The organism is Sphingobacterium sp. CZ-UAM, from assembly GCF_002000245.1.
GTDB lineage: Bacteria > Bacteroidota > Bacteroidia > Sphingobacteriales > Sphingobacteriaceae > Sphingobacterium.
In genome coordinates this window covers 66,573-87,578 of the sequence record NZ_MTCM01000001.1, presented here as the reverse complement: position 1 = coordinate 87,578, position 21,006 = coordinate 66,573, and the positions used below count along the sequence as shown (strand labels likewise).

Below are 21,006 nucleotides of genomic sequence, written 5' to 3'. Positions count from 1 at the left end.
AAATTTTCTTAATTAACAAAAATTAACAACTGATTGGTGTACTTTAGCGCCAATAATTCAAGATAAATGAAGCGTATACTACCCGTAATACTATTTTTTGGTCTCTCATCAATGCAACTTGTCTACGGACAGCAAAATGGTGCGTTCAACTTAAATGATCCCGAAAAAATCAGTTATCTCAACCCTAAAAACTATGTAATTAGTGCTGTTGATGTAACCGGAACACAATTTTTGGATAAGAACGTATTAATTACAATATCTAAATTGTCTGTAGGTCAATATCTGGAAGTACCAAGTGAAGCGACTGCGAAAGTAGTAAAAGACATGATGGCTCAAGGCCTCTTTGACGCTGTCGAATTATGGGCAGAAAAAATTGAAGGTGAAAATATCTTCTTAACCATTCGTGTAGTAGAACGTCCGCGTTTGACGCGTATTGATATTAACGGACTGAGCAAAAGTCAAACCGAGGAAGTCCGCAAGCGTTTAAATAGTAATACCGGTAAGATTGTCAACGAAAACTTGATGAATACGACCCGGGCAACGATTCAACGTTTTCTAAAAGAAAAAGCTTATTTATATCCAGAAATTACACTAAAAACAGTTAAGGATTCGGCTCAGGCGAATAATGAGATCTTAATTGCTGACGTAGATAAAAAACACAAGGTAAGAGTCAAAGAGATGACCTTTACAGGCAATGAACATTTTTCACAAAAAGATTTGCGGAAAATGGCAAAGCCAATTAAACAAAAAATGTGGTACCGCATATTTGGTCCGGGTAAATTCAAAGAAGAGAAATACAAAGAGGGAAAAGAAAACCTGATCAAAAAAATGGCCGCTAAGGGTTATCGCGATGCGGAGATCTTAAAAGATACGATCATTCGCGATGGCGAGAAAAATGTATTGGTCAAATTTGATATTTATGAAGGTCCAAAATATTATGTAGGTAATATTGTGTGGACAGGAAATGCAAAATATTCAGATACCTTATTAAATAAAATTTTAGGAATCAAACGTGGTGATGTCTTCTCAGAGGAAAAACTGAACGCAAAATTACTAGGTGGAGGCAAAAATTCAGATGACATCTCATCTATCTATATGAATGATGGTTATTTGACCTTCTCTGTAGACCCTGAGCAAACACGTGTATATAACGATACCATCGACTTAAATTTACGTGTATATGAAGGCGCGCAATATACCATTAACAACGTTATCGTAAAAGGTAATGATGTTACAAATGACCGAGTGGTATTACGTTCAATCTATACAAAACCGGGACAAAAATTCTCAAAAGAGCAAATTATGCGGAGCGTTCGTGAGATTGCCCAATTAGGGAATTTTGATGAGCAAAAAACAAATCCAGTTCCGAGCAATTTGAATTATGCGGAAGGTACGGTGGATATTGTTTATAATGTAACGGAAAAACCATCCGATCAGGTAGAACTTTCCGGAGGTTATGGAGCCGGACAGATCATAGGTACATTAGGTTTAACTTTCAATAACTTTTCTACAAGTAACTTCTTTGATAAGAGTTCATGGAAACCTCTTCCTCGTGGTGATGGCCAAAAATTAAGTGTGCGTGGTCAGACTTCAGGTAAACGTTACCAATCCTATAGCTTCTCCTTCTCGGAACCTTGGCTAGGTGGAAAAAAACCGATATATTTTGGTTTGAGTGCTTATACCTCCAGTTCATCCTATGGTGGATTCAACTATTATACCGGGGAGCAAATCGTAAAAGATTCAGAATTGAACCGTATTTGGATGACGGGTATTACAGCAACTTTAGGTAAACGCCTACAGTGGCCAGACAACTGGTTCCAAGCCAATACTTCATTGTCTTTCCAACGGTATAAACTTCAGAATTATGGCAACTATTTCTTGTTTGATAACGGTACAGCATACAATATCAATTTAACACAAGAATTTAGCCGTAACTCGATCGATGCTCCGATCTACCCAACTTCGGGTTCGAACATCAAGTTCTCGGTACAATTGACGCCTCCTTATTCCCTATTCAATAATATTGATTATAAAAATGGGACTCCTCAGGAACGTTATCGCTGGACGGAATACCATAAGTGGAAATTCGATTCGCAATGGTATGCAAAAATTGTCGGAAAATTAGTTTTCAAAGCTCAGGCACAATTTGGTTTCTTAGGGAAATATTCTAATAAAACTGAAACGTCTACATTCGAAAGGTTCAAAGTCGGTGGTGATGGTATGCAAGGGTTTGATTACCTTCAAGGATCTGAGATTATTGCAATGCGTGGTTATGCAAATGGTGTAATTATTCCAGAAGGTACACAAAATGTTAACGTAGCGCGGAATTCAGGTAGCCCAATCTATACCAAGTATCAAATGGAATTACGTCATCCGGTTATGTTAAATGACCAGGCTACGGTGTATGTATTGGCATTTGCGGAAGCTGGAAACACCTGGAACAAGTTTACCGAATACAATCCATTTAAGGTCCGTCGTTCGGCAGGTGTTGGTGCACGTATCTTCTTACCTATCTTTGGTATGTTGGGGATCGACTACGGTCACGCATTTGACCCTATTCCGGGATTACCGAGCAGTACTTGGAAACAAAACTTTACCTTCAGTATTATGCAAAATATGGGCGGATTTTAACCGAGGTTGATCCAATCACTAAGATATATCCTTATCGGGATGAAAAAGCTATCAGCAGTTTCTGCGATAGCTTTTTTTATTTATAGCATTTAAATTTATTTAGTTGAACGCTGCATATCGCTTAAATCTTCTTATCTTGAAGGAAGTTTGCTTTTAACAACAAAGGTTAGCCGTAATGAGCTCTTTGGAAATGTATAACAGGAATCGGCCAACAAGTTAAATAGTGTTAAACCCGAGAAATATCTGTTAGATTGCATCTTTTTTGTTATTTTTGAGCGGTAAATTTATTTAAGACGGCTTCTCAGATTAAACTTTTGGGCTCAGCCATTGTCATAATGTAAATGAATGTTAAATATTAAATTATAGTCTATAAAACTTACAGGAAATATGAAAAAAATATTGTTAGTTATAGCTTTTGTAGTCGTTAGTGCTACAGCGACATTTGCGCAACAGCTTGCATATGTAGATTCAGAATATATCCTAAAACACATTCCCGAATATACCACTGCCCAGAAACAATTAGATGATCTTTCCAAACAATGGCAGGAAGAGGTAGATCAAAAATATGCCGAAATAGAAAAATTATATCAGGCTTATCAAAAAGATCAGGCCTTGTTAAATGAGGACATGCGTCGTCGTCGCGAAGATGAAATCGTTACGAGAGAAAAAGAGGTGAAAGATTATCAAAAACAAAAATTCGGATTTGAAGGCGAACTTTTCAAAAGGCGGGTTCAATTAATTAAACCTATTCAGGACCGCGTAGCAAAAGCGATACAAGATGTTGCTTCGGCACAGAATTTTGATTTCATCGTGGACAAAGGCAAAGAATCCACTTTCCTTTATGCAAATTCAAAATTGAACAAAAGTAATGATGTCATTACAAAATTAGGCTATAAACCTAATCCTAGTCTTGCAAACTAAGCTGGAGTTTGTTATCATTGTGGACACAAGTAAAAAAAGTAGTAATTAATTAGAAAACTAAAAAGATTGCCATAGAGATGGCGTATTAGATTAAAATGAAAAGCATGAAAAACTTATTAAAAGGTGCGGTTGCTATAGTGGCAGTATTTTTCTCAACTCAATTCGCTAATGCACAGCAAAAGATCGGTCACATCAATTTTGCTGACATTATTCAATCAACTCCAGATTATAAAACAGCGGAAGCTCAATTGAAAACTTTGAGTGAGAGTAAAACCAAAGAAATTCAAGGCATGGTCACTATTTTACAGACCAAACAAAAAGAAGGAACTGATAAATTACGTACCAGAAGCGAAGCTAACAAAGATACGCTAGATCCTGAATTGAATAAATTAGGACAAGAAATCCAAGATATGCAAACTCGTATTCAATCATCACAACAAACTGCTCAAGAAGAATTGGGAAAAAAAGAAGATGAATTGATTACACCTATCCAAAGAAAAGTAGCTGATGCAGTCAACGCTGTGGCAAAAGAAAAAGGAATGGCTTATGTATTTGATATCTCAAGCACGAATATTCCTTATTTCCAAGGTGGTGAGGATTTAACCGCTGCTGTAAAATCTAAATTAGGTATTTCGGCAACAGCTGCGCCTGCTGCACCAGCAAAAAAATAATAACGTATCACATACGTCATAAAAAAGGGATTATTCGTAAGAATAGTCCCTTTTTTATTGCCCCATATCCTGCTAATTCCAAAGTAAAACAATTTACCGCAACTTGTTAAATGGCAATCTGCGTGTCGACTAAAATAGTTTATTAAAAGGAATTAAAATCTGTTATACGATTTTCTTGCTTTTCCCAGCTAAAATTTAGATATTGTAGAAAAAATATACATCTACCCTAATGAAACATCATGAGTCCAAATTTGTTTATTAACGAACGAATAGGATAACTCATGGAAGCTTCGTTGCTAAAAATGGTTTTATTCGTATGAAATTATCACGGGCTTAAATTAGCTCAAGACTTATACGACTGAGTCTATGATAGCTTCATTCTTAGTAACACCGCCAAAGGCAGTATAATGCCTTTGTAAATAAATTGGTAATGAATAAACAAAATTATTCTAATGAAAAAGAACGTAACTGAGGATCGTCCAAAGAAAGAAAGAAAAGTAACATCGGGTCCCATCCGAGACAAGGAACGTACCAAAGCGCGGATGATCGCCGCAGTGGGAAAAGTCATCCAAAAGAAAGGCTACCATGCGCTGAACGGCCCGAATATCGCACTGGAGTGCGGCCTAAATAAAGCACTCATCTGGAATTATTTTGGAGGCCTCGATCAATTAGTAGAGGCTTACTTAACACAAAAAGATTTTTGGCAGATTGGCGATAAAGGTGTTTTGGAGCAAATGATATCGAATCCAAATGATATTGATGTCGCTCTGGTAAACGAATTACTTAAATCCCAATTGAATACTTTTTTAAAGGATAAAACCAAACAGAAAATCATCCATTGGGGACTGGGTGAGAAAACTAAAGCATTAAAAAATATAGCCGATAGACGCGAAGTTCTTGGTGAAGAATTATTTAAACACGTTGATCCAAAATTTGAGCATTCAGAAACGGACATAAGGGCGACACTCGCCATACTAGTAAGCGGAATTTATTACTTAGCACTACAGGCCAAATCTACAGGCAGCACTTTCTGCGGTATTGACATCAATACAGAAGAAGGAAAAATCCGTATTGAAAAAACCGTTGAAAAAATCCTTAAGCAAGCATTTGCCGGTATAGAATAAATCATTAGCCGAACAATCTTTGCCCCCAGAAAATCATTGCAACTTTCTCGGGGGCTTACTTTTCCAACCCCTTCTTCCTATTCTTTATTTTTTCTGAAAGTATCTGTTTTCTATTGGTCAGAAAGAATCCTCAGTTGATTTTCATGGCTGTTGGTGCTTATAAGAATAGGGATATTTTTTCAGAAAATTACCTTTATAAGCTTATTTTTTTGATTTATTTTTATTATGTTAGCATAATAAAATATTATAGTATATTTGTTTTGTAACCAATATTCGAGCATATGATAGGTCAGCTAATATTTGCGGTTTGTTTTTTAGGAGCATTATTTTTCTTTGGTAAAAATGTGCAACAGATCTACAGTAATATAAAATTAGGACGAGATTTAGATCGTTCGGACCGAGCTCCAGAGCGCTGGAAAACGATGATTTTGGTTGCTTTTGGACAAAAAAAGATGTTTAAGCGGATTACTCCCGCCATCCTACACTTATTTGTTTATCTGGGTTTCGTTATTATCAATATCGAAATGCTGGAAATCATTATTGACGGTTTATTCGGAACGCATCGGATCTTTTCCTTCTTGGGCGGTTTCTATAACTTTTTGATCGGTTCATTTGAATGGCTGGCACTTGCTGTACTCGTGTCCTGCCTGGTCTTCCTTATTCGAAGAAATATTGTCAAAGTAAATCGTCTAAATAGTAGAGAACTGAACAACTGGCCCAAAACAGACGCTAATATTATTTTGATTACAGAAATTCTGCTGATGTCGGCCTTTCTGTTAATGAATGCGACGGACCTCAAATTACAGCTTTACGGGTATGAACATTTTAGTTCTGTGGGCTCCTTTCCGGTAAGCCATTATTTATTACCCTATCTTCCGACCTCTACTAGTACACTGTATATCATCGAAAGGTTTTGCTGGTGGTTTCACATATTAGGTGTATTAGCTTTTTTAAACTATCTGCCCTATTCGAAACACTTGCATATCGTTCTGGCTTTTCCAAACACTTATTTTTCAAGCTTGGATGCGAAGGGAAAATTATCCAATATGCCCGCTGTCACCAACGAAGTAAAAGCGATGCTTGATCCAAGTTTTACGCCACCATCTTCAGATACCGTAGCTCGCTTTGGCGCCAAAGATGTGCAGGATCTAACATGGAAAAGCCTTCTGGATGCCTATACCTGTACAGAATGTGGTCGCTGTACCTCCTCCTGCCCGGCCAATATTACGGGAAAGCTGCTATCCCCGCGAAAAATAATGATGGATACAAGGGATCGATTAACTGAAGTAGGTAAAAACATTAAGGTAAATGGAAGCTTTGTGGAAGATGGAAAGTCGCTAATCGACAATTATATCAGTCGCGAAGAATTGTGGGCTTGTACAAGTTGTAATGCCTGTGTCGAGCAATGCCCTGTCAATATTAACCCTTTGGACATTATCGTAGAACTTCGTCGATTTGCGGTTATGGAGGAATCTCAGGCCCCCGCAAGTATCAACAATATGTTTGGCAACATTGAGAATAATGGTGCTCCATGGAAGTATGCACAAATGGATCGTGCGAATTGGACTCAACAACAATAGTTTAATGATGGAAAATGAATTAAAAGTTCCAACAGTCGCTGAACTGTTAGCTAAGGGAGAAGCTCCCGATATATTATTTTGGGTGGGATGTGCTGGTAGTTTTGATGAGCGCGCTCAAAAAATAACACGTGATATTTGTCGGATTCTCCAGCATGTTGGGCTCAACTATGCAATTCTTGGAACAGAAGAAAGCTGCACCGGAGATCCCGCAAAAAGAAGTGGGAATGAATTTCTATTTCAGATGCAAGCTATGATGAATATCGAAATATTGAATGGTTATGAAATCAAAAAGATCGTCACTGCTTGTCCACACTGCTTTAATACACTTAAAAATGAATACCCTGCTTTGGGGGGTAACTATGAAGTTATCCATCACACACAGTTGATCCAAAGCCTCATTGACGAAGGGAAGTTGAAACCGGCCGACAATACGATATTTAAGGGTAAAAAAATAACCTATCATGATCCTTGCTATCTGGGGCGGGCAAATGAAGTTTACGAAGCACCCCGAAAAGTACTTGAAAGTCTGGATGCGCAACTTGTCGAATTGAAACGTTGCAAAAGCAATGGGCTGTGCTGTGGTGCCGGCGGTGGCCAGATGTTCAAAGAACCTGAACAAGGGAAGAAAGATATTAATATCGAACGTATTGAAGAGGTTATAGCCGCACAGCCCCAAGTTGTTGCCGCTGCATGTCCCTTCTGTATGACGATGTTAAAAGATGGGGTCAAAATAAAAGAGAAAGAGTCCGAAATTGAAGTACTTGATATTGCTGAAATAACTGCCCGTGCAAATAAACTTTGAAAAGTTTCGATCGGTCAATCATCAGCATAAATTAATAAAGGCTTGATCCGAAGATCAAGCCTCCTTTTGTTGAAAGGAATTGCCTTTCAACATTGGTAAGAACTAGCCGTCATAGGTTACCCTACCGGTTAAAATAAGGGTACCTATGCTACCGGCTAGCTAAGAGGAATATATGATATCCTCCATTCAACCAATGAATTAACCATTTCAAATTTAGCGTTCATTTTTCATGTATTTATTGATGATTTCCGAGAAAATATTGATCAAATCCGAACTATTGAAAAAAAAATCATTTTTTTTAAAACGCATGAGGCCGCAATCCTAAAAATTTACAGCCTCATAGGTAGTTTTTTATTTAAAATAAGATAAACAGATGGTAACAGGAAGGCCTAGGGCATTGGCTTTATAGCACTTAGCATGAATAATCCATCTTCTTCCTCAGGTTTCGAATAGATTTTATTGTGAACTTCATTATCATTTTTTAAATCAATGAAGCCCACCTTATCCAATAGATATAAATCTCTTTCTGGTCGGCTATATTTGCTTATATCCAAATTGGATTTGATGTCATTTGCTTCTTCCATAATTTCTTTAGGATATCTTTCATGCCCCTCTTGACTGAAAACTGTCGCTCCGAAATCACCGTCAAAATTTATAAACCTTCCTCCGGGCTTCAATACCCGAAATATTTCACGATAACATTTAAATAAATCCGGTATCGTCCAGGTCATAAGACGTGTAAAAACAAGATCAAATTTATCATCATCAAATGCTAAATTTTGAGCATCCATTACGTGATAATCCACTGTTAGATTCAATGCATCAGAAACCTGTTTTGCTTCATTGATCATGTTTGGAGAGAGATCAATAGCGGTCACCTCAAAGCCTGCCTTGGTCATAATATTACCAAAGTATCCTGAAGCAGTCCCTATCTCCAAAATATTCTTTCCACCCAACTTTGGGTCAAGCAATAATTCTTCGAAAAACTCCAACCAATTTGCTGTTTCGGGTTTGGACCAAGCCTCTTCTTTCTCTTCACGCCAAATCTTACTTTGTTTGTCCCAATACGATGTAATTCTGTCAATTATCATAATAAATCTATAATTTTATCAGCTTTTTGCTTTCCATAAAGATGGGTAATAATTTCTTCAACCTGCCCCTTCTGATCTAATTGCTTATCACCATACGCCCAATGATGTATTGCCGTTGCTGTACAAAGCGCCTTCAACGTATGTGGATTGTAGGCAAACATTGGCAACAGATTAAAAATCTGCTTCTCCTTTATCGCAGGAATATCCGCAAACTCTTTTCGTTTATAAAATAATTGTGGACTATCGTTCCACATGACAATCATATCAGGGTTCCAACCGATCAATGTTTCCGCGTTAATATTCGGTTGATCCAACTCAAAAGGACAGACATTTTCAACGCCGGCCATTTCCAGGCAAGCGTGCATCATGCTCTTCGTACCTGTTGTCGAAAAAACACGTCCATACGCCCAGGTAAAATATACCCGTCTTTTCTTTGCTATCGTATCGGAAGTTTTTTTGATGAGTTCCGCTTTCTGCTTTACATAGGAAATCAACTCCATACCTCTTTCTGTACTCGCTGTAAGTGTGGCAATATCCTCCACTGTTTTAAACACCTCCGCTTTCAATTCGGCTTTCGTTGCATACACCTTCATTCCAGCATTCCGCAAGCCCTCTATCAGATCCGCCTGACCAGCATGTACGATTACTAAATCTGGACTGAGTCCGACAATCTGTTCAACGCTTCCCTGATTATTTGTCCCTACTACTGGTAATTTCCGTTCCAAGATTCGTGCATCCATTTTCGAAAAGAAGGGAAATAGTTCATCACTGGAATAAACATCATTAAATAGCCCAACAATTCTATGCTCAGCCTGCAGCATATATAGCGCGTCCAATCCGGGTTCGTATAAGCATACGATACGTTCTGCAGGTTTCTCTAACGCAATAAGATGCCCTTGCGCATCGGTTACCTCAAAGGCGGCTCCATTCGCTTTTCCTTTTTGATTTTCGCCACTACAGCCTATCCAAATAGGAAATAGGACCACTATAAGCTTTTTTATAAAATTTATTTTCATCGTTTTTTACAGATTTATTCCCAACGAGAGCCTTGCATGTATAGGTGCCATTTGTACCCAATAGTACATATTTCCACTACCATTACGCCAAGCTGTAGAATACATTTTTTCGTTCAATAGATTATTGACGATTAGATTAATACGATACTTATCATTGCTCCATCCTGCTCCGGCATCCAATCGAAAGATATCTTTTAGGGCTATAGGATTCGTTGATGTAAAACGCTCAGCTCGGCCGGCGAGCAACTGGTATCCCAAGGATACCGTCAAACCTTTTACACGTTCGATAGGCAATAGATAATTCAACCAGGTATTGTGGATATGCTTTACCCGATTAGGTGTGGCCATATCTATATTTTCGGGTTTCATTTCGTCAGCAGAGATTTTAGAATCCGTGTAAGCATAGTTAATCACCGCATTCAGGCCTTTCGCCAGTCTTCCCTTAAGGTCAAACTCAACTCCTCTCGATTTACTTTCCCCAGTCTGATAGATCAGATTGGATACTGGGTCAGGTGTGATCAAACGATTTCTTTCGATATGGTAGACAGAAACACTTGTATTCCATTTTCCTTCCATCCAATCACGTTTAATCCCTAATTCGTAGTTAACTCCTTTTAATGGTTTTAATGCTGTACCATCCACGGAAATCCCTGCTTGTGGCAAATAACTCTGGTCATGTAAGAAGTAGAGCGAAGTATTTTGATCCAAGGCATAATTGATTCCCAATCGTGGGGTTAAAACAACATCTTCTGAGTTACTCTTTGCACCATAATCATTTGTTTTGCCATTCGATGCAGTGACACGTAAACCGAGAGAAATCCGTAGTTTTTCGTCCAGAAAAAGTAATTCATCCATTGCATAAGCCGAAACATAGAAAAGTTGTCGATGTATTTTACTTCCCTCGGAAGTAAAATCATTCTCCGAAACAAAATCGCCACCTATACCTGTATTAAGTATTGTTTCCGAATACTGTGGATTCGTGATGGACAGCGGATAGACTGTTGTCGCTGTGCCCCATGTATCCCAACTTCGGGATGATTTATTATTGACATCAATTCCAGTGATGATACGGTGGCCGACATTTCCAGTTTTAAAATATCCATTCAGGTATGCCTGCGTAGAAAAGATACCGTACTTATTCGAATCGTAAACTAGATTTCTATCCAAAATATCCTTATTTTGAGCATTCGCACCATTCACCCAGAACAATGTACCGTTATAGCCGCTATGGATATACGCTAATTTCGTTGTCAATTGCCAATCGCTCTTAAATCGATGTTGAAAAGTCAGAAATGCATTATGGTCGTTACCTACAAAAGGTCGTATACTAGGGTCGGTAATGGTAAAATCTTTCGGAAGTGTGCCATAACCGTAAGGGGACATCTGTGCTTCACTGAGGAGAAGATAATTCAATTGTTGATAGATGTATTCGGCCGTTATTGTTGTGCGCTCGCTAAATTGATATTTTAATGCGGGTGCGAATAATAATCGGTTATTTCGATCATATTTAAGAAATCCATTACTGCGCATGCCCATGACATTCAAACGATATTGGATTTTATTGCTCTTATCAAGTTGTCCATCCAAATCTACCGCGGCGCGCAATAAGCCAAAACTTCCGGTTAGCAAATCGAAACTTCTTTTAGTTTCTCCCGTCGGTTTTTTCGTGATGATGTTATAAGAACCAGATGGATCGCTAATAGCATGCATAAAGCCACTTGGGCCTTTTACAAATTCCACCCTTTCAATAATCGCCAAATCATCGGCTATCGGCCCCTTGCCCAATGGACGCATATCCACGCCATTACGTTGTGCACTGATATAGCCGCCACGCGAATATATATCGGGGGATATACCATTGTGTAATTCTTCTCTAAAAGTTCCACTTACGTTACGCGTAGCACTTTCATTTAGGTTTAATACTGCCTGATCCCGAAAAATCTCGCTATTAATGACCTGAATATGCTGTGGGGCTTTCAATAAAGAGGTTTCTAAGCGCAATGCTTCAGACAATTGTTTGGGATTATACCGCTTGTAATACTTAGAGGTAATTTCTATTTCATCAATTTTCAACAACTTTAAGGTGTCAGATGAAATAGTCTGTGCATTAAGACAAAAAGGAGCAGCAATTAATAAAGGTGTAACAAGGCCTTTGAATTGTAACATACTTAGCTAAAGATTTTTGCTACAAAAATCCAAAAACAACATTAAAACTCAATAAGAACAATCTTAATAAACCATAAGAGTAATATTAAGATTGTCTTAGAAATTAAGTAGCCATTAAAACAATAAGATCCGCTCAGATCTCATTTTTGTCAATCCATTTCGTTACCTCCGGCGCCGCATAATTTTCCATCTTATCTAATAGATCTTCAATTGAATCGCTTACCAACAGCATTTCTCTATTCTCCTGTTTTAATAGTCCCTCAACAACCATATGATCCATAAATTTGATCATATGATCATAAAACCCATTAATATTTAATATTCCCACTGGCTTACGATGTAGACCGAGTTGCCCCCAGGTAGTCATTTCAAAAAGTTCCTCAAGGGTTCCGAATCCTCCAGGCAAAGCTATTATTCCTTCGGCATGATCATTCATGATCCGTTTACGGTCATGCATACTATCTACCGTAATTAATTTTGTTACGCCGCGATGCTCTCTTTCTTTTGAGTTTAGAAAGTGGGGAATTACGCCAACGACCTCACCACCTTTTTCTAAGGCGGCATTTGCAACCACGCCCATTAATCCGGCGCGACCACCTCCGTATACCAGCTGAATGTTTCGCTGAGCAAACGTATAACCGACAGATTTCGCCTGATCTTCATATATGCTTGAATTGCCCAAACTGGAAGCACAAAACACAACGATGCTTTTGATTTTATTCATATACAAGTATAAAAAATAAGCTTCCTAAATCCATTTTTTCAGCAATTTAAATATCATTTTTTTCCCTTGATATGGTGGATAAATCATTGTAGAAAATGCGTATCTGGATTGACGCATCACAGCGCGTTCATGTGAAAATGCTTTGAAGCCAAAAAAACCGTGGCAACTTCCCTGCCCGCTACCATTAACACCGCCAAATGGCAAGTGAGGATTGGAAACATGGATAAGTACATCATTGATACAAACGCCGCCCGATGCTACTTGCTGGACAACCCGTTGAATATGATGTTTGTTTTCGCTAAATACGTACAATGCAAGTGGCTTTTCACTTCGATTTACGATAGCAATTGCATCTTCCAATTTCCCATACGTTATCACTGGAAGGATAGGTCCAAAAATTTCCTCTCCCATGATCGCATTATCCAATGAAACATCTAATAACAATGTCGGACTCAATGTTAAATCCTCAGACAGTACACCGCCTTCAACTAATCGGGCTCCTCCTTGAACCGACTTATTGATCAAAGCAATAAGACGATCAGCATGCCTCTGGTTGATAATTTTTGCGTAGACAGTAGGATCTATTTTATCATCCTTCGAAAAAAACATTTTTTTGACCGCATTTAAATAATGTCCCACAAATTCGTCACGTCGCTTTTCCGGAATAAGAACATAATCTGGAGCTATACAAGTCTGACCAGCATTGATCAATTTTCCCCAGGCCACTTTATTTGCAGCCTTTTCGAGATGGACGGTTTCATCCAAAATGACCGGTGATTTCCCTCCGAGCTCCAAGGTTACTGAACTCAAATGGTCGGAGGCTGATTTCATAATCTGTTTACCAACGGAAGAACTACCAGTAAAGAAAATATGATCAAAAGGAAGCTTCAAAAGAGTTTCCGCTGTAGATTTTTCACCCGTTATACAGACTATCTCTTCCACATCAAATGATTCGGATATCATCTTCTGAATCACTGTTGCTGTGTATGGACTATGTTCAGAAGGTTTCAGTACGATGCAATTACCCGCGGCAATCGCAGATACCAAGGGACTCATCGTAAGCTGAAAGGGGTAATTCCATGGCGATATAATCAGAACCACTCCTTTGGGTTGATAGACGATTGAACTTTTTGCCAGCAAGTTTGTCACCGATCTCCCTACGCGTTTGGGCCGCATCCATTTTTGCAAATGGCGAATAGCAAAATCGATTTCACCATAGATAAATAATACTTCACTTATTGCCGCCTCATTTCTTGATTTACGCAAATCTTTCGCCAATGCCTCATAAATTAAATCTTCGTTACTTTCAATCGCACAACGTAATTTACGCAGCTTTTTTATCCGTTGCTGGGCATCACTCTGTCGTAATTCGATTTGAAAGAGTTGCTGTTGCTGAAATATTGAATCTATTTGCTCAATCATGTTGTTCTAATTAATATAAATTGAAAGGTGATGATATTTTTATTTTTTCCTGGGCATATTATCTATCCATTGGCGGATCAAATCCACACCTTCCTTATGGATAATACTTCGGGCCAATTCGGGCATTGCCGTTCCCGGTTCGGTACTATTCATCCGATAAAGCAGGATCGAATGCTTTGAGTCACCGGGTATGATATCAAAGTTTAAACCACCAGCCCCTCCTCCGGCAGATACGGGCGCTTTATCTACACCGAGATGTGCAGATGCGTTCTCCTCATAATTGAGAAATAACCCTGTATTAAATGCGTCCCCACCTTTGGTATGACAGTGTGCGCAATTGATGTCCAAATAAGCTCTGGCACGTTCTTCGATACTGTATTTTTCTGTATCGGTCCATACGGGCAGTAGTGAAATATTCTTTAAGTCTGGCATATTTTTCAACAATCCCAGCGAACTCCAGTGGGTCAATTGGTTGACAGAATCGCCCGCACGCACAAAATTCAGGTTACGCGCTTTAGGACCTATTGGCATTAGTTTCGATGCATTATTATGACAACGTTTACAATCATTCGTATTCGGCACCATATAATTTGTTGTATGTTTAATACCGGAGTTATCGACCAAAGTAATCGCTAGTTTCGATCCTCTAATATGTTTAACCGCATCCGTTTGCTCCGCATTCCAAAGGTAATTCATGACTTTCCATTTGTGATCTATTGGATCTTTGACCAACAAGCGGGTTTCGATGACGACCTTTTGTCCCTGAACATTGATATAGGAGAAATTTTTAACAATTATGGTTGAATCAGGAAAATCCAAAGGTCCCTGTTCAGTATATTCAATTGATTTTCCCTGTGGAAGAACAATAAAACGATCTTTAACCGTATAGTCTGAAAACAAAGGCGTACTTAGCTCGTACGGAAGCACCCCCTCTCGCGGCATTAGACTACTTAGGCTTCCCTTAAAAAAACCATAATCAGACAGTTTTTCCTTAAATACGAAAGATGTATTAGTTTGTTCTGATTTGTTTTTCCCCTGTCGGCAGCTTTGTTGCAAAGTTAGGGAGAATACAGTCAAAACGATGATAACACCAATGGTCAATTTTATATTTTTCACGGTTATTTACATTGAAATGGTTTCACATTACTTGATGGTTTCCATTTATCTGCTTGCCCCGCATGTTTAAAATCTGCCGAAACAAACATATTTTCACCGGGCTGGTCAATACAAATAGAATCTGGATTTAAGGAAGTACCATTGGTCATCATGTTACTGGTGATTCCATCGTACAGGATCGCAGGGATTCTTTTTACTTTGCGATCAGGTTCAACGGCATTCAGCTGTGCTTCAGTAGCAATAATTAATTGGCCAATACGATGTTCATAAGCCGGTTTCGGGAACTTGTCGTCCATCTCTATGGTGTTGCCATGGATCTTAATATGGGTCGGTATTGGGGAGTAGTTAGCATTGATACGTTCAGCAGCTTTTTCATCTACAGCAAAACCAGAAGCTATAGTAATCGCCGAAGTATTATTTTTTTCAATTGTATTGTCATATATTTCAATATTTGAGGTGGAAAGGATAATAATTCCACTTCCGGGAGAGGCGTTTCCTACTCCCCAAAAAGTTCCAAAACTTCCTCCTTTCGCAAAATTCTTGAAATTGTTATCATAGATCTTGTTACGATAAGCTTTCACATGACCACCTCGCTGCGATAGATCAGGTAGATCGAAAATCAAAAAACCTGCTGTATTGCCATAAAACTCATTGTCATATACCTCAGCATCTGTTGTATTTTCAATTTCACAGCCAGCCACATTTTTGAATGCTTTACATTTTCTTACCACCACTCCTTTGGTCTGTCCTACGTAGATACCGGCATCAGAAGCTCCCTCGGCATAACAATTCTCAATCAGCACATTCTTACAGAGTACGGGATAAATTCCATATCCACCGCTGGTAGAATCGGCTGAACTCCATATACTATGTAGATCTGCAATAATGATGTCCTGACTATTGTTTATCTTCAATAAATCACCTTTTGAATCCCGGATCGTCATATTTCCGATGGTTAGCCCTTTGACATCAGTGATACGGATCCCTTCTCCCCCCTGTGTCTGCCCCGAAAAATCAACAATTGTTTTATCATGCCCCTCGCCGTCGATTTTAATATGATTTACCTGGGCGATACTCAGGTTTTCAAAACGATATTTACCTGCTTTCAAGTGTATATTGGTACTATCTTTAATCGACAGAAAAGCCTCTTCAATCGCTTCCTCCTGCCCCGGACCAAAAGTCAATACATTATAGTCCGTACTTTGCTGATTCTTACAGCTCCATAAGGTGAGCCCAATGAACAGCATTATGAATCTGTTTGCTACATTTCTTTTCATGATTTATCTTTTTATGATTTATTTTGGTTAAAAAATATTATAAGCATAAGTGACATAATACACCGCACCAATGCGAGGGTTGGCAATACCGGTAGAATAATATTTGTTCGTAATATTCGTTCCACCAATACGAATGCCAGAACGCGCTTTAATAAGCTTATAGCTCACCTGTGCATCAATCACAGTCGAGCTAGGCACCTGCCCGGCCGCAAGCCCCCCTGACACAACATAGTAATAGCCGGGCTTATACCGAAGTGATGTGCTAAACGACCAGACTTGCTTTTTACCAAAACCACTATTTCCAAATTCAAAGTTAAAGTGATAATTAGGTGTATTAAAGTTATTGATCTGGCTATTGTTTTTATTTTTAAGATAGTCCGAGTAATAGTTTGCCTTGGTCATAAAATTCTTGCCCAGATCTACGCTCACACTGGCAGCATACCCGTATGTATTTACTGTTTCTCCACCATTAAAAGCGACATTATATTGAACATAGGTAGCATGATCCTTAAAAGCGTTGATATCGTCGGTGCCTGGCGTATTGGCAACATTGGCATAACCGATAAAATTCTTCCATGTTGAAAAATAGCCGAGCACATCAACCATGACGCGCTTACCAAACATCGCTGCGTATCCTAATTCAAAAGCATTGACTGACTGTGGTTTGATATCATCAAACTTAAAATGCTGAAGTACTTTCGGATCATTTGTAACCTGAAATTTTTGTACACTTTCTAACGTATAGGGTGGATAGCGGTCAAATTGATAGTTATCAATCAATAATAGCGAAGATCCTCCGGAGGAAAAACTATTATACCCATTCAATGTATTTTGGAGCGCCTGAATATTAGAAGGAAAACTATATGCATTCTGATAAGAGAAACGCAAATAATTCTGTCTTTGCATCTCATAGACCAATGATGCTCGTGATGTAAGCCGTGGTTGAGCAAATAAGGTATTCTTGTCATATCGAAAAGAAGTCGCGATATTTAATCGTTCATCCATGACTCTCTTTGCCATTTGTAGATAAGCACTGTATTCATTGACATGAATAGGTTTATCCTTATCTGGGAAAAGTGTATTTTTAGAATTGAGACTATACAGGCGCCAATTGACACCGGCAATGACCTGCATAAATTTGATATGATCTGAGAAATTATATTGCGCCTCAGCATTATATAACTTACTGCGGTCAAGAAACAATGTCCCACCTTCTGAAATTGGCGTATTGCTAATGCTATCTTTAAGTCTATTGAATAATGCGCTACCAAGTTCTGCCCGGCCCTGATCAGCTAAAGTACGTCCTTGGAGATGGGCATCTGTAAGCGATGTGCCAGTGGCAAGTGCATTAAGAAGACCAGCTGTATACTCCGGGTACCAGCCCCCGACATTTCCATCGTAACTTGTTTTCCAGGACTCATTAATGTATTGGGCCGTTGGTCCGGCTACGAGTGTTTTTCCTGAATTTTCCTGGGTGGTATAAGCCCGGACGAACCATTTGTCATTTCGTACCTCCAAACGATATTGGCCCACTTTAAATCCTTTTAACTGATAACGGGTATCATTGGTGTACACGATGTTTCCAGTGCCAAAAGTCGCCGAAGCGATCGCTTCGATATCCGATGAAATCTTATAGCGAAATTCGCCATTTACCTTAAAAAGCTTCGCCCTATTATCGAGATACCCATACTCAGGATAGCCTGTCCGGGAAACATAGTTTGAATGGGCAAGCAAGGGTTCAACAATTGGCGCCAAATCTGGATTTCCAGCAAGTGCAGCTTCCAGGAAAGGGTTGATATCTACCGAAGTCGCTCCGCCGTACATATTGACACCATTATAATTGGGATCCGTTAGCGCTGTACCCAAGCCATTTTTATTTGTCTCATCATTGGCCACCCAATCTTTTGCCTGGGTATATTGACCATTGACCTTAAAAGCTATCTTATTGCTCAGTTGTTTGGCATAGCGAATTGTCCAATCATAATAGGGCGATGCCGGAACAGGATCATTGTTCTTTTTAGCGTTTATATGATTTACCCCCTGCGTCACCAATACACTTAATCCCTGATATTTGAATGGATTTTTCCCAGTTGCAATCATGGTTCCGTTGAGTCCCCGGGAGCCATATAAGGCAGAAGAAGCTCCTGATAAAAGCTCAATATTATCCACATCAAGCTGGGTCAAACCAATAACTGAGCCCAGTGGAAAATTCAATCCCGGAGCCTGATTGTCCATACCATCGACAATCTGTGTAAAATTTGTATTCCCGCTTGTATTGAACCCGCGTGTCGTCACACTGGTGAAACCAATACTGGACACAGTAACATCGACTCCCCGCAGACCCTGAAGCATATCCATATAACTTATTTGGGCAGAATTACGGATATCTTTGTTGCTGATCTGCTCGATAGTCACAGGGGAAGAAAGTTTGGTCTGGACTGTTCGGCTAGCGGACACCACCACCTCCTGCCCCAGTATCGGCGAAACATTCAGCGGAATTTCTAAGGGAGAGGCTGCACTTTCAACAAGGACCTCACGGGGTTCAAATCCGATCGCTGAAATAGAAAGGATTAGGGGCAAAGGTCTATTCGTTTTCAATTGAAAACGACCACGATCATCCGAAAAGGTACCATCCTTACTATCTTTTATACGTATGGAAATTGCATAGGCGGCCTCCCCGGTCAGGCTATTACTAACACGTCCGTTTATCGTCTGTTGCGCAAACAAAGAAAATGGAGCGCAGATACAGAGAATCTGGATTAATAAGGTAATTTTTTTCATAGTTTATATTGGTTAGCGTATAATATTCGCTTCAATGCCTCACTTTACCCCATCCATGATTCCCTGAGACAGGTCATCATCCTTGTTTTCTGATTCCCTTGAAAATCAAGGAAACCAAAAATTTAGTATCCCGAAGACTTTGCGCATAGTCGATCTCGACTTGCTTCTTTAGGATCGCTTGTTGCTCTGTACTATGTTTTAATGCATTCGCAAAATTGATTAGTACAGAAGCCGTATTTTCTGGATCTTCCATATCCAGCTGCTCCTGAGCGATGGCTTGCAGCAAAAGCTTTGTCAGAAAATCTTTTTCCTGCACCATCATCGCATCATATAGTTCAAAAAAACGAGGTAAAATCTTGTCTAGCGATTCTACCGACACCCTATTCATATTGAGAACATTCGTATAATAGTTCAATCGCGATTCTAAATAGAACCCGATCTGATTCTCCACGCCTTTTTTCTTTAACGTACTCTGTTGCAATGTATTTATAAAAGACTCACCCTCGCGGATCGCAACTTCTATAAAAATATCTTCCTTGTTCTTATAATAATAATAAAGCGAAGTTTTGTTCAATCCTACGGCTTTCGCAATATCGTCCAATGTCGTCTTCTCTAAACCATATCGCTCAAAACACTCCATTGCGGCCTGACCAATCCGCTCCTTAACCTGTTCCTTTTTGTTCATCTGAATTAAAGTTAGTTATATATTTTCAATATTCAAACATTTTAATAAATTGTTTGAATATTGAAAATATATAAAGTGAATACTGTTATCTAGCAATCTCCACCAGCAAGTTGATATTCAATGCAAATACCAACCTGCATATTCTTGCTACAGGTTAAATTTAACATTTCGCAGGTAGTTTTGGATTCGCTATTTCAAAAAACGTAATTTTTAATTACACTCCGCTCAAGAAGTTATTTTCTTGCCTTATGAAAAGAATAAAAAAACAAAAATGCATTATAATTGTAATGAGAAAGTGACGTTTAACAATTTAAAAAATTATAAATATGAACCAGATTATGAACATGATAGCGATTGCGGGTCTCAGCGCAGTACTCCTTTCGTCAACCCCAGTACCTCAACAAAGTGTAGGTCAGAACAATTACACCGAAGTTATTGAGCAAGCCCCACTTACAATAGGGGCAGAAGGTACCGATTCCTTATTGCAATACTTCGACCAGACAACCAAAGAACTCGAAAAACAAGTCTCAGGTCTTAGCGAAGCTCAGCTGCAATTTAAAGCAGCCCCAGATAAATGGTCCATCAGCCAATGCCTGGAACATATTATACTCTCTGAACGTATGATATTTGATATGGCAAAAGCATCTTTGACAAAAGCTCCGCAACCTGAGAGAAAAAGCGAGGTACAAATGACTGATGACAATCTAAAAACGACAATTACTGATCGAAGTCATAAGTTTCAGGCTCCCAAAGAACTCCAACCGACAGGTATTTACAAAGACTCGAAGACAGCTTTAACTGATTTTCGGACTGCAAGACAACCGGTCATTGATTACATAAAAAAAGCAGATGCCAAAGATCTCCGCAACCATATTAACGATTATCCGACAGGCGTTGTAGATGGTTATCAAGGCTTAATGTTTATTGCTGCACATTGTGCCCGACATACCAAACAGATTGAAGAAGTAAAAGCAGATCCTAATTTTCCAAAACAATAAG

At 39.0% G+C, this 21,006-nt stretch carries 16 protein-coding genes; 7 read left to right on the top strand and 9 right to left on the bottom strand.

Going from position 1 to position 21,006, the window contains the following annotated elements; translation table 11 throughout:
• The first annotated feature begins 66 nt into the window (after positions 1-66).
• The 6 genes from bamA to BWD42_RS00335 all read left to right on the top strand — a co-directional run bounded on the left by bamA (position 67) and on the right by BWD42_RS00335 (position 7,729).
• Positions 67-2,631 carry an outer membrane protein assembly factor BamA gene (gene bamA / locus BWD42_RS00360; RefSeq protein ID WP_077432507.1) on the top strand — a complete coding sequence of 855 codons (2,565 nt, stop codon included), beginning with the start codon at positions 67-69 and terminating at the stop codon, positions 2,629-2,631.
• A 387-nt stretch (positions 2,632-3,018) separates the two neighbouring features.
• The gene (locus tag BWD42_RS00355) at positions 3,019-3,552 is read left to right on the top strand and encodes an OmpH family outer membrane protein (RefSeq protein WP_077432506.1); all 534 of its coding nucleotides are present in this window, start codon (positions 3,019-3,021) and stop codon (positions 3,550-3,552) included.
• A gap of 104 nt (positions 3,553-3,656) precedes the next feature.
• A complete protein-coding gene (locus tag BWD42_RS00350; RefSeq protein WP_077435645.1) occupies positions 3,657-4,223 on the top strand; it encodes an OmpH family outer membrane protein in 567 nt (188 codons plus the stop codon).
• A gap of 452 nt (positions 4,224-4,675) precedes the next feature.
• Complete coding sequence (locus BWD42_RS00345; protein WP_077432505.1) at positions 4,676-5,347, top strand: TetR/AcrR family transcriptional regulator; 672 nt, start codon at positions 4,676-4,678, stop codon at positions 5,345-5,347.
• A 281-nt stretch (positions 5,348-5,628) separates the two neighbouring features.
• Positions 5,629-6,927 carry a (Fe-S)-binding protein gene (locus BWD42_RS00340; RefSeq protein WP_077432504.1) on the top strand — a complete coding sequence of 433 codons (1,299 nt, stop codon included), beginning with the start codon at positions 5,629-5,631 and terminating at the stop codon, positions 6,925-6,927.
• A 7-nt stretch (positions 6,928-6,934) separates the two neighbouring features.
• Complete coding sequence (locus BWD42_RS00335; RefSeq protein ID WP_077435643.1) at positions 6,935-7,729, top strand: (Fe-S)-binding protein; 795 nt, start codon at positions 6,935-6,937, stop codon at positions 7,727-7,729.
• A gap of 389 nt (positions 7,730-8,118) precedes the next feature.
• Here the strand turns inward: BWD42_RS00335 and BWD42_RS00330 are convergent, their stop codons facing one another.
• The 9 genes from BWD42_RS00330 to BWD42_RS00290 all read right to left on the bottom strand — a co-directional run bounded on the left by BWD42_RS00330 (position 8,119) and on the right by BWD42_RS00290 (position 20,007).
• On the bottom strand, positions 8,119-8,820 hold the full coding sequence (locus tag BWD42_RS00330) for a class I SAM-dependent methyltransferase (RefSeq protein ID WP_077432503.1): 702 nt from the start codon (positions 8,818-8,820) through the stop codon (positions 8,119-8,121).
• A complete protein-coding gene (locus BWD42_RS00325) occupies positions 8,817-9,836 on the bottom strand; it encodes an ABC transporter substrate-binding protein (RefSeq protein WP_077432502.1) in 1,020 nt (339 codons plus the stop codon). Before BWD42_RS00325 ends, BWD42_RS00330 begins: the two co-directional genes overlap by 4 nt.
• A 6-nt stretch (positions 9,837-9,842) precedes the next feature.
• On the bottom strand, positions 9,843-12,002 hold the full coding sequence (locus BWD42_RS00320) for a TonB-dependent siderophore receptor (RefSeq protein ID WP_077432501.1): 2,160 nt from the start codon (positions 12,000-12,002) through the stop codon (positions 9,843-9,845).
• Between the two features lie 133 nt (positions 12,003-12,135).
• Entirely contained in the window at positions 12,136-12,726 is a 591-nt protein-coding gene (locus tag BWD42_RS00315) for a TIGR00730 family Rossman fold protein (RefSeq protein ID WP_077432500.1), read from the bottom strand.
• Between the two features lie 24 nt (positions 12,727-12,750).
• Positions 12,751-14,148: an aldehyde dehydrogenase family protein gene (locus tag BWD42_RS00310; protein WP_077432499.1), complete on the bottom strand. Its 1,398-nt coding sequence runs from the start codon at positions 14,146-14,148 to the stop codon at positions 12,751-12,753.
• 39 nt (positions 14,149-14,187) lie between these two features.
• Complete coding sequence (locus BWD42_RS00305; protein WP_175991922.1) at positions 14,188-15,264, bottom strand: SO2930 family diheme c-type cytochrome; 1,077 nt, start codon at positions 15,262-15,264, stop codon at positions 14,188-14,190.
• Between the two features lie 2 nt (positions 15,265-15,266).
• Complete coding sequence (locus BWD42_RS00300) at positions 15,267-16,541, bottom strand: parallel beta-helix domain-containing protein (protein ID WP_077432497.1); 1,275 nt, start codon at positions 16,539-16,541, stop codon at positions 15,267-15,269.
• Between the two features lie 27 nt (positions 16,542-16,568).
• Positions 16,569-19,322, bottom strand: coding sequence for a TonB-dependent receptor plug domain-containing protein (locus BWD42_RS00295; RefSeq protein WP_077432496.1), 2,754 nt, complete (start codon positions 19,320-19,322; stop codon positions 16,569-16,571).
• A 76-nt stretch (positions 19,323-19,398) separates the two neighbouring features.
• Complete coding sequence (locus tag BWD42_RS00290) at positions 19,399-20,007, bottom strand: TetR/AcrR family transcriptional regulator (RefSeq protein WP_077432495.1); 609 nt, start codon at positions 20,005-20,007, stop codon at positions 19,399-19,401.
• Positions 20,008-20,333: 326 nt separating this feature from the next.
• Here BWD42_RS00290 and BWD42_RS00285 point away from each other — a divergent pair, with 326 nt between their 5' ends.
• Positions 20,334-21,005, top strand: coding sequence for a DinB family protein (locus BWD42_RS00285; RefSeq protein ID WP_254846146.1), 672 nt, complete (start codon positions 20,334-20,336; stop codon positions 21,003-21,005).
• The last annotated feature ends 1 nt before the right edge of the window (position 21,006 follow it).

What these genes read in the sequence shown, in the direction of transcription:
- BWD42_RS00325 (WP_077432502.1), bottom strand. Translation starts at nt 9,836, where the DNA reads ATGAAAATAAATTTTATAAAAAAGCTTATAGTGGTCCTATTTCCTATT.
- BWD42_RS00290 (WP_077432495.1), bottom strand. Translation starts at nt 20,007, where the DNA reads ATGAACAAAAAGGAACAGGTTAAGGAGCGGATTGGTCAGGCCGCAATG.
- BWD42_RS00285 (WP_254846146.1), top strand. Translation starts at nt 20,334, where the DNA reads ATGAACCAGATTATGAACATGATAGCGATTGCGGGTCTCAGCGCAGTA.
- BWD42_RS00345 (WP_077432505.1), top strand. Translation starts at nt 4,676, where the DNA reads ATGAAAAAGAACGTAACTGAGGATCGTCCAAAGAAAGAAAGAAAAGTA.
- BWD42_RS00315 (WP_077432500.1), bottom strand. Translation starts at nt 12,726, where the DNA reads ATGAATAAAATCAAAAGCATCGTTGTGTTTTGTGCTTCCAGTTTGGGC.
- BWD42_RS00335 (WP_077435643.1), top strand. Translation starts at nt 6,935, where the DNA reads ATGGAAAATGAATTAAAAGTTCCAACAGTCGCTGAACTGTTAGCTAAG.
- BWD42_RS00340 (WP_077432504.1), top strand. Translation starts at nt 5,629, where the DNA reads ATGATAGGTCAGCTAATATTTGCGGTTTGTTTTTTAGGAGCATTATTT.
- BWD42_RS00355 (WP_077432506.1), top strand. Translation starts at nt 3,019, where the DNA reads ATGAAAAAAATATTGTTAGTTATAGCTTTTGTAGTCGTTAGTGCTACA.
- BWD42_RS00350 (WP_077435645.1), top strand. Translation starts at nt 3,657, where the DNA reads ATGAAAAACTTATTAAAAGGTGCGGTTGCTATAGTGGCAGTATTTTTC.
- BWD42_RS00300 (WP_077432497.1), bottom strand. Translation starts at nt 16,541, where the DNA reads ATGAAAAGAAATGTAGCAAACAGATTCATAATGCTGTTCATTGGGCTC.
- BWD42_RS00320 (WP_077432501.1), bottom strand. Translation starts at nt 12,002, where the DNA reads ATGTTACAATTCAAAGGCCTTGTTACACCTTTATTAATTGCTGCTCCT.
- bamA (WP_077432507.1), top strand. Translation starts at nt 67, where the DNA reads ATGAAGCGTATACTACCCGTAATACTATTTTTTGGTCTCTCATCAATG.
- BWD42_RS00310 (WP_077432499.1), bottom strand. Translation starts at nt 14,148, where the DNA reads ATGATTGAGCAAATAGATTCAATATTTCAGCAACAGCAACTCTTTCAA.
- BWD42_RS00330 (WP_077432503.1), bottom strand. Translation starts at nt 8,820, where the DNA reads ATGATAATTGACAGAATTACATCGTATTGGGACAAACAAAGTAAGATT.
- BWD42_RS00295 (WP_077432496.1), bottom strand. Translation starts at nt 19,322, where the DNA reads ATGAAAAAAATTACCTTATTAATCCAGATTCTCTGTATCTGCGCTCCA.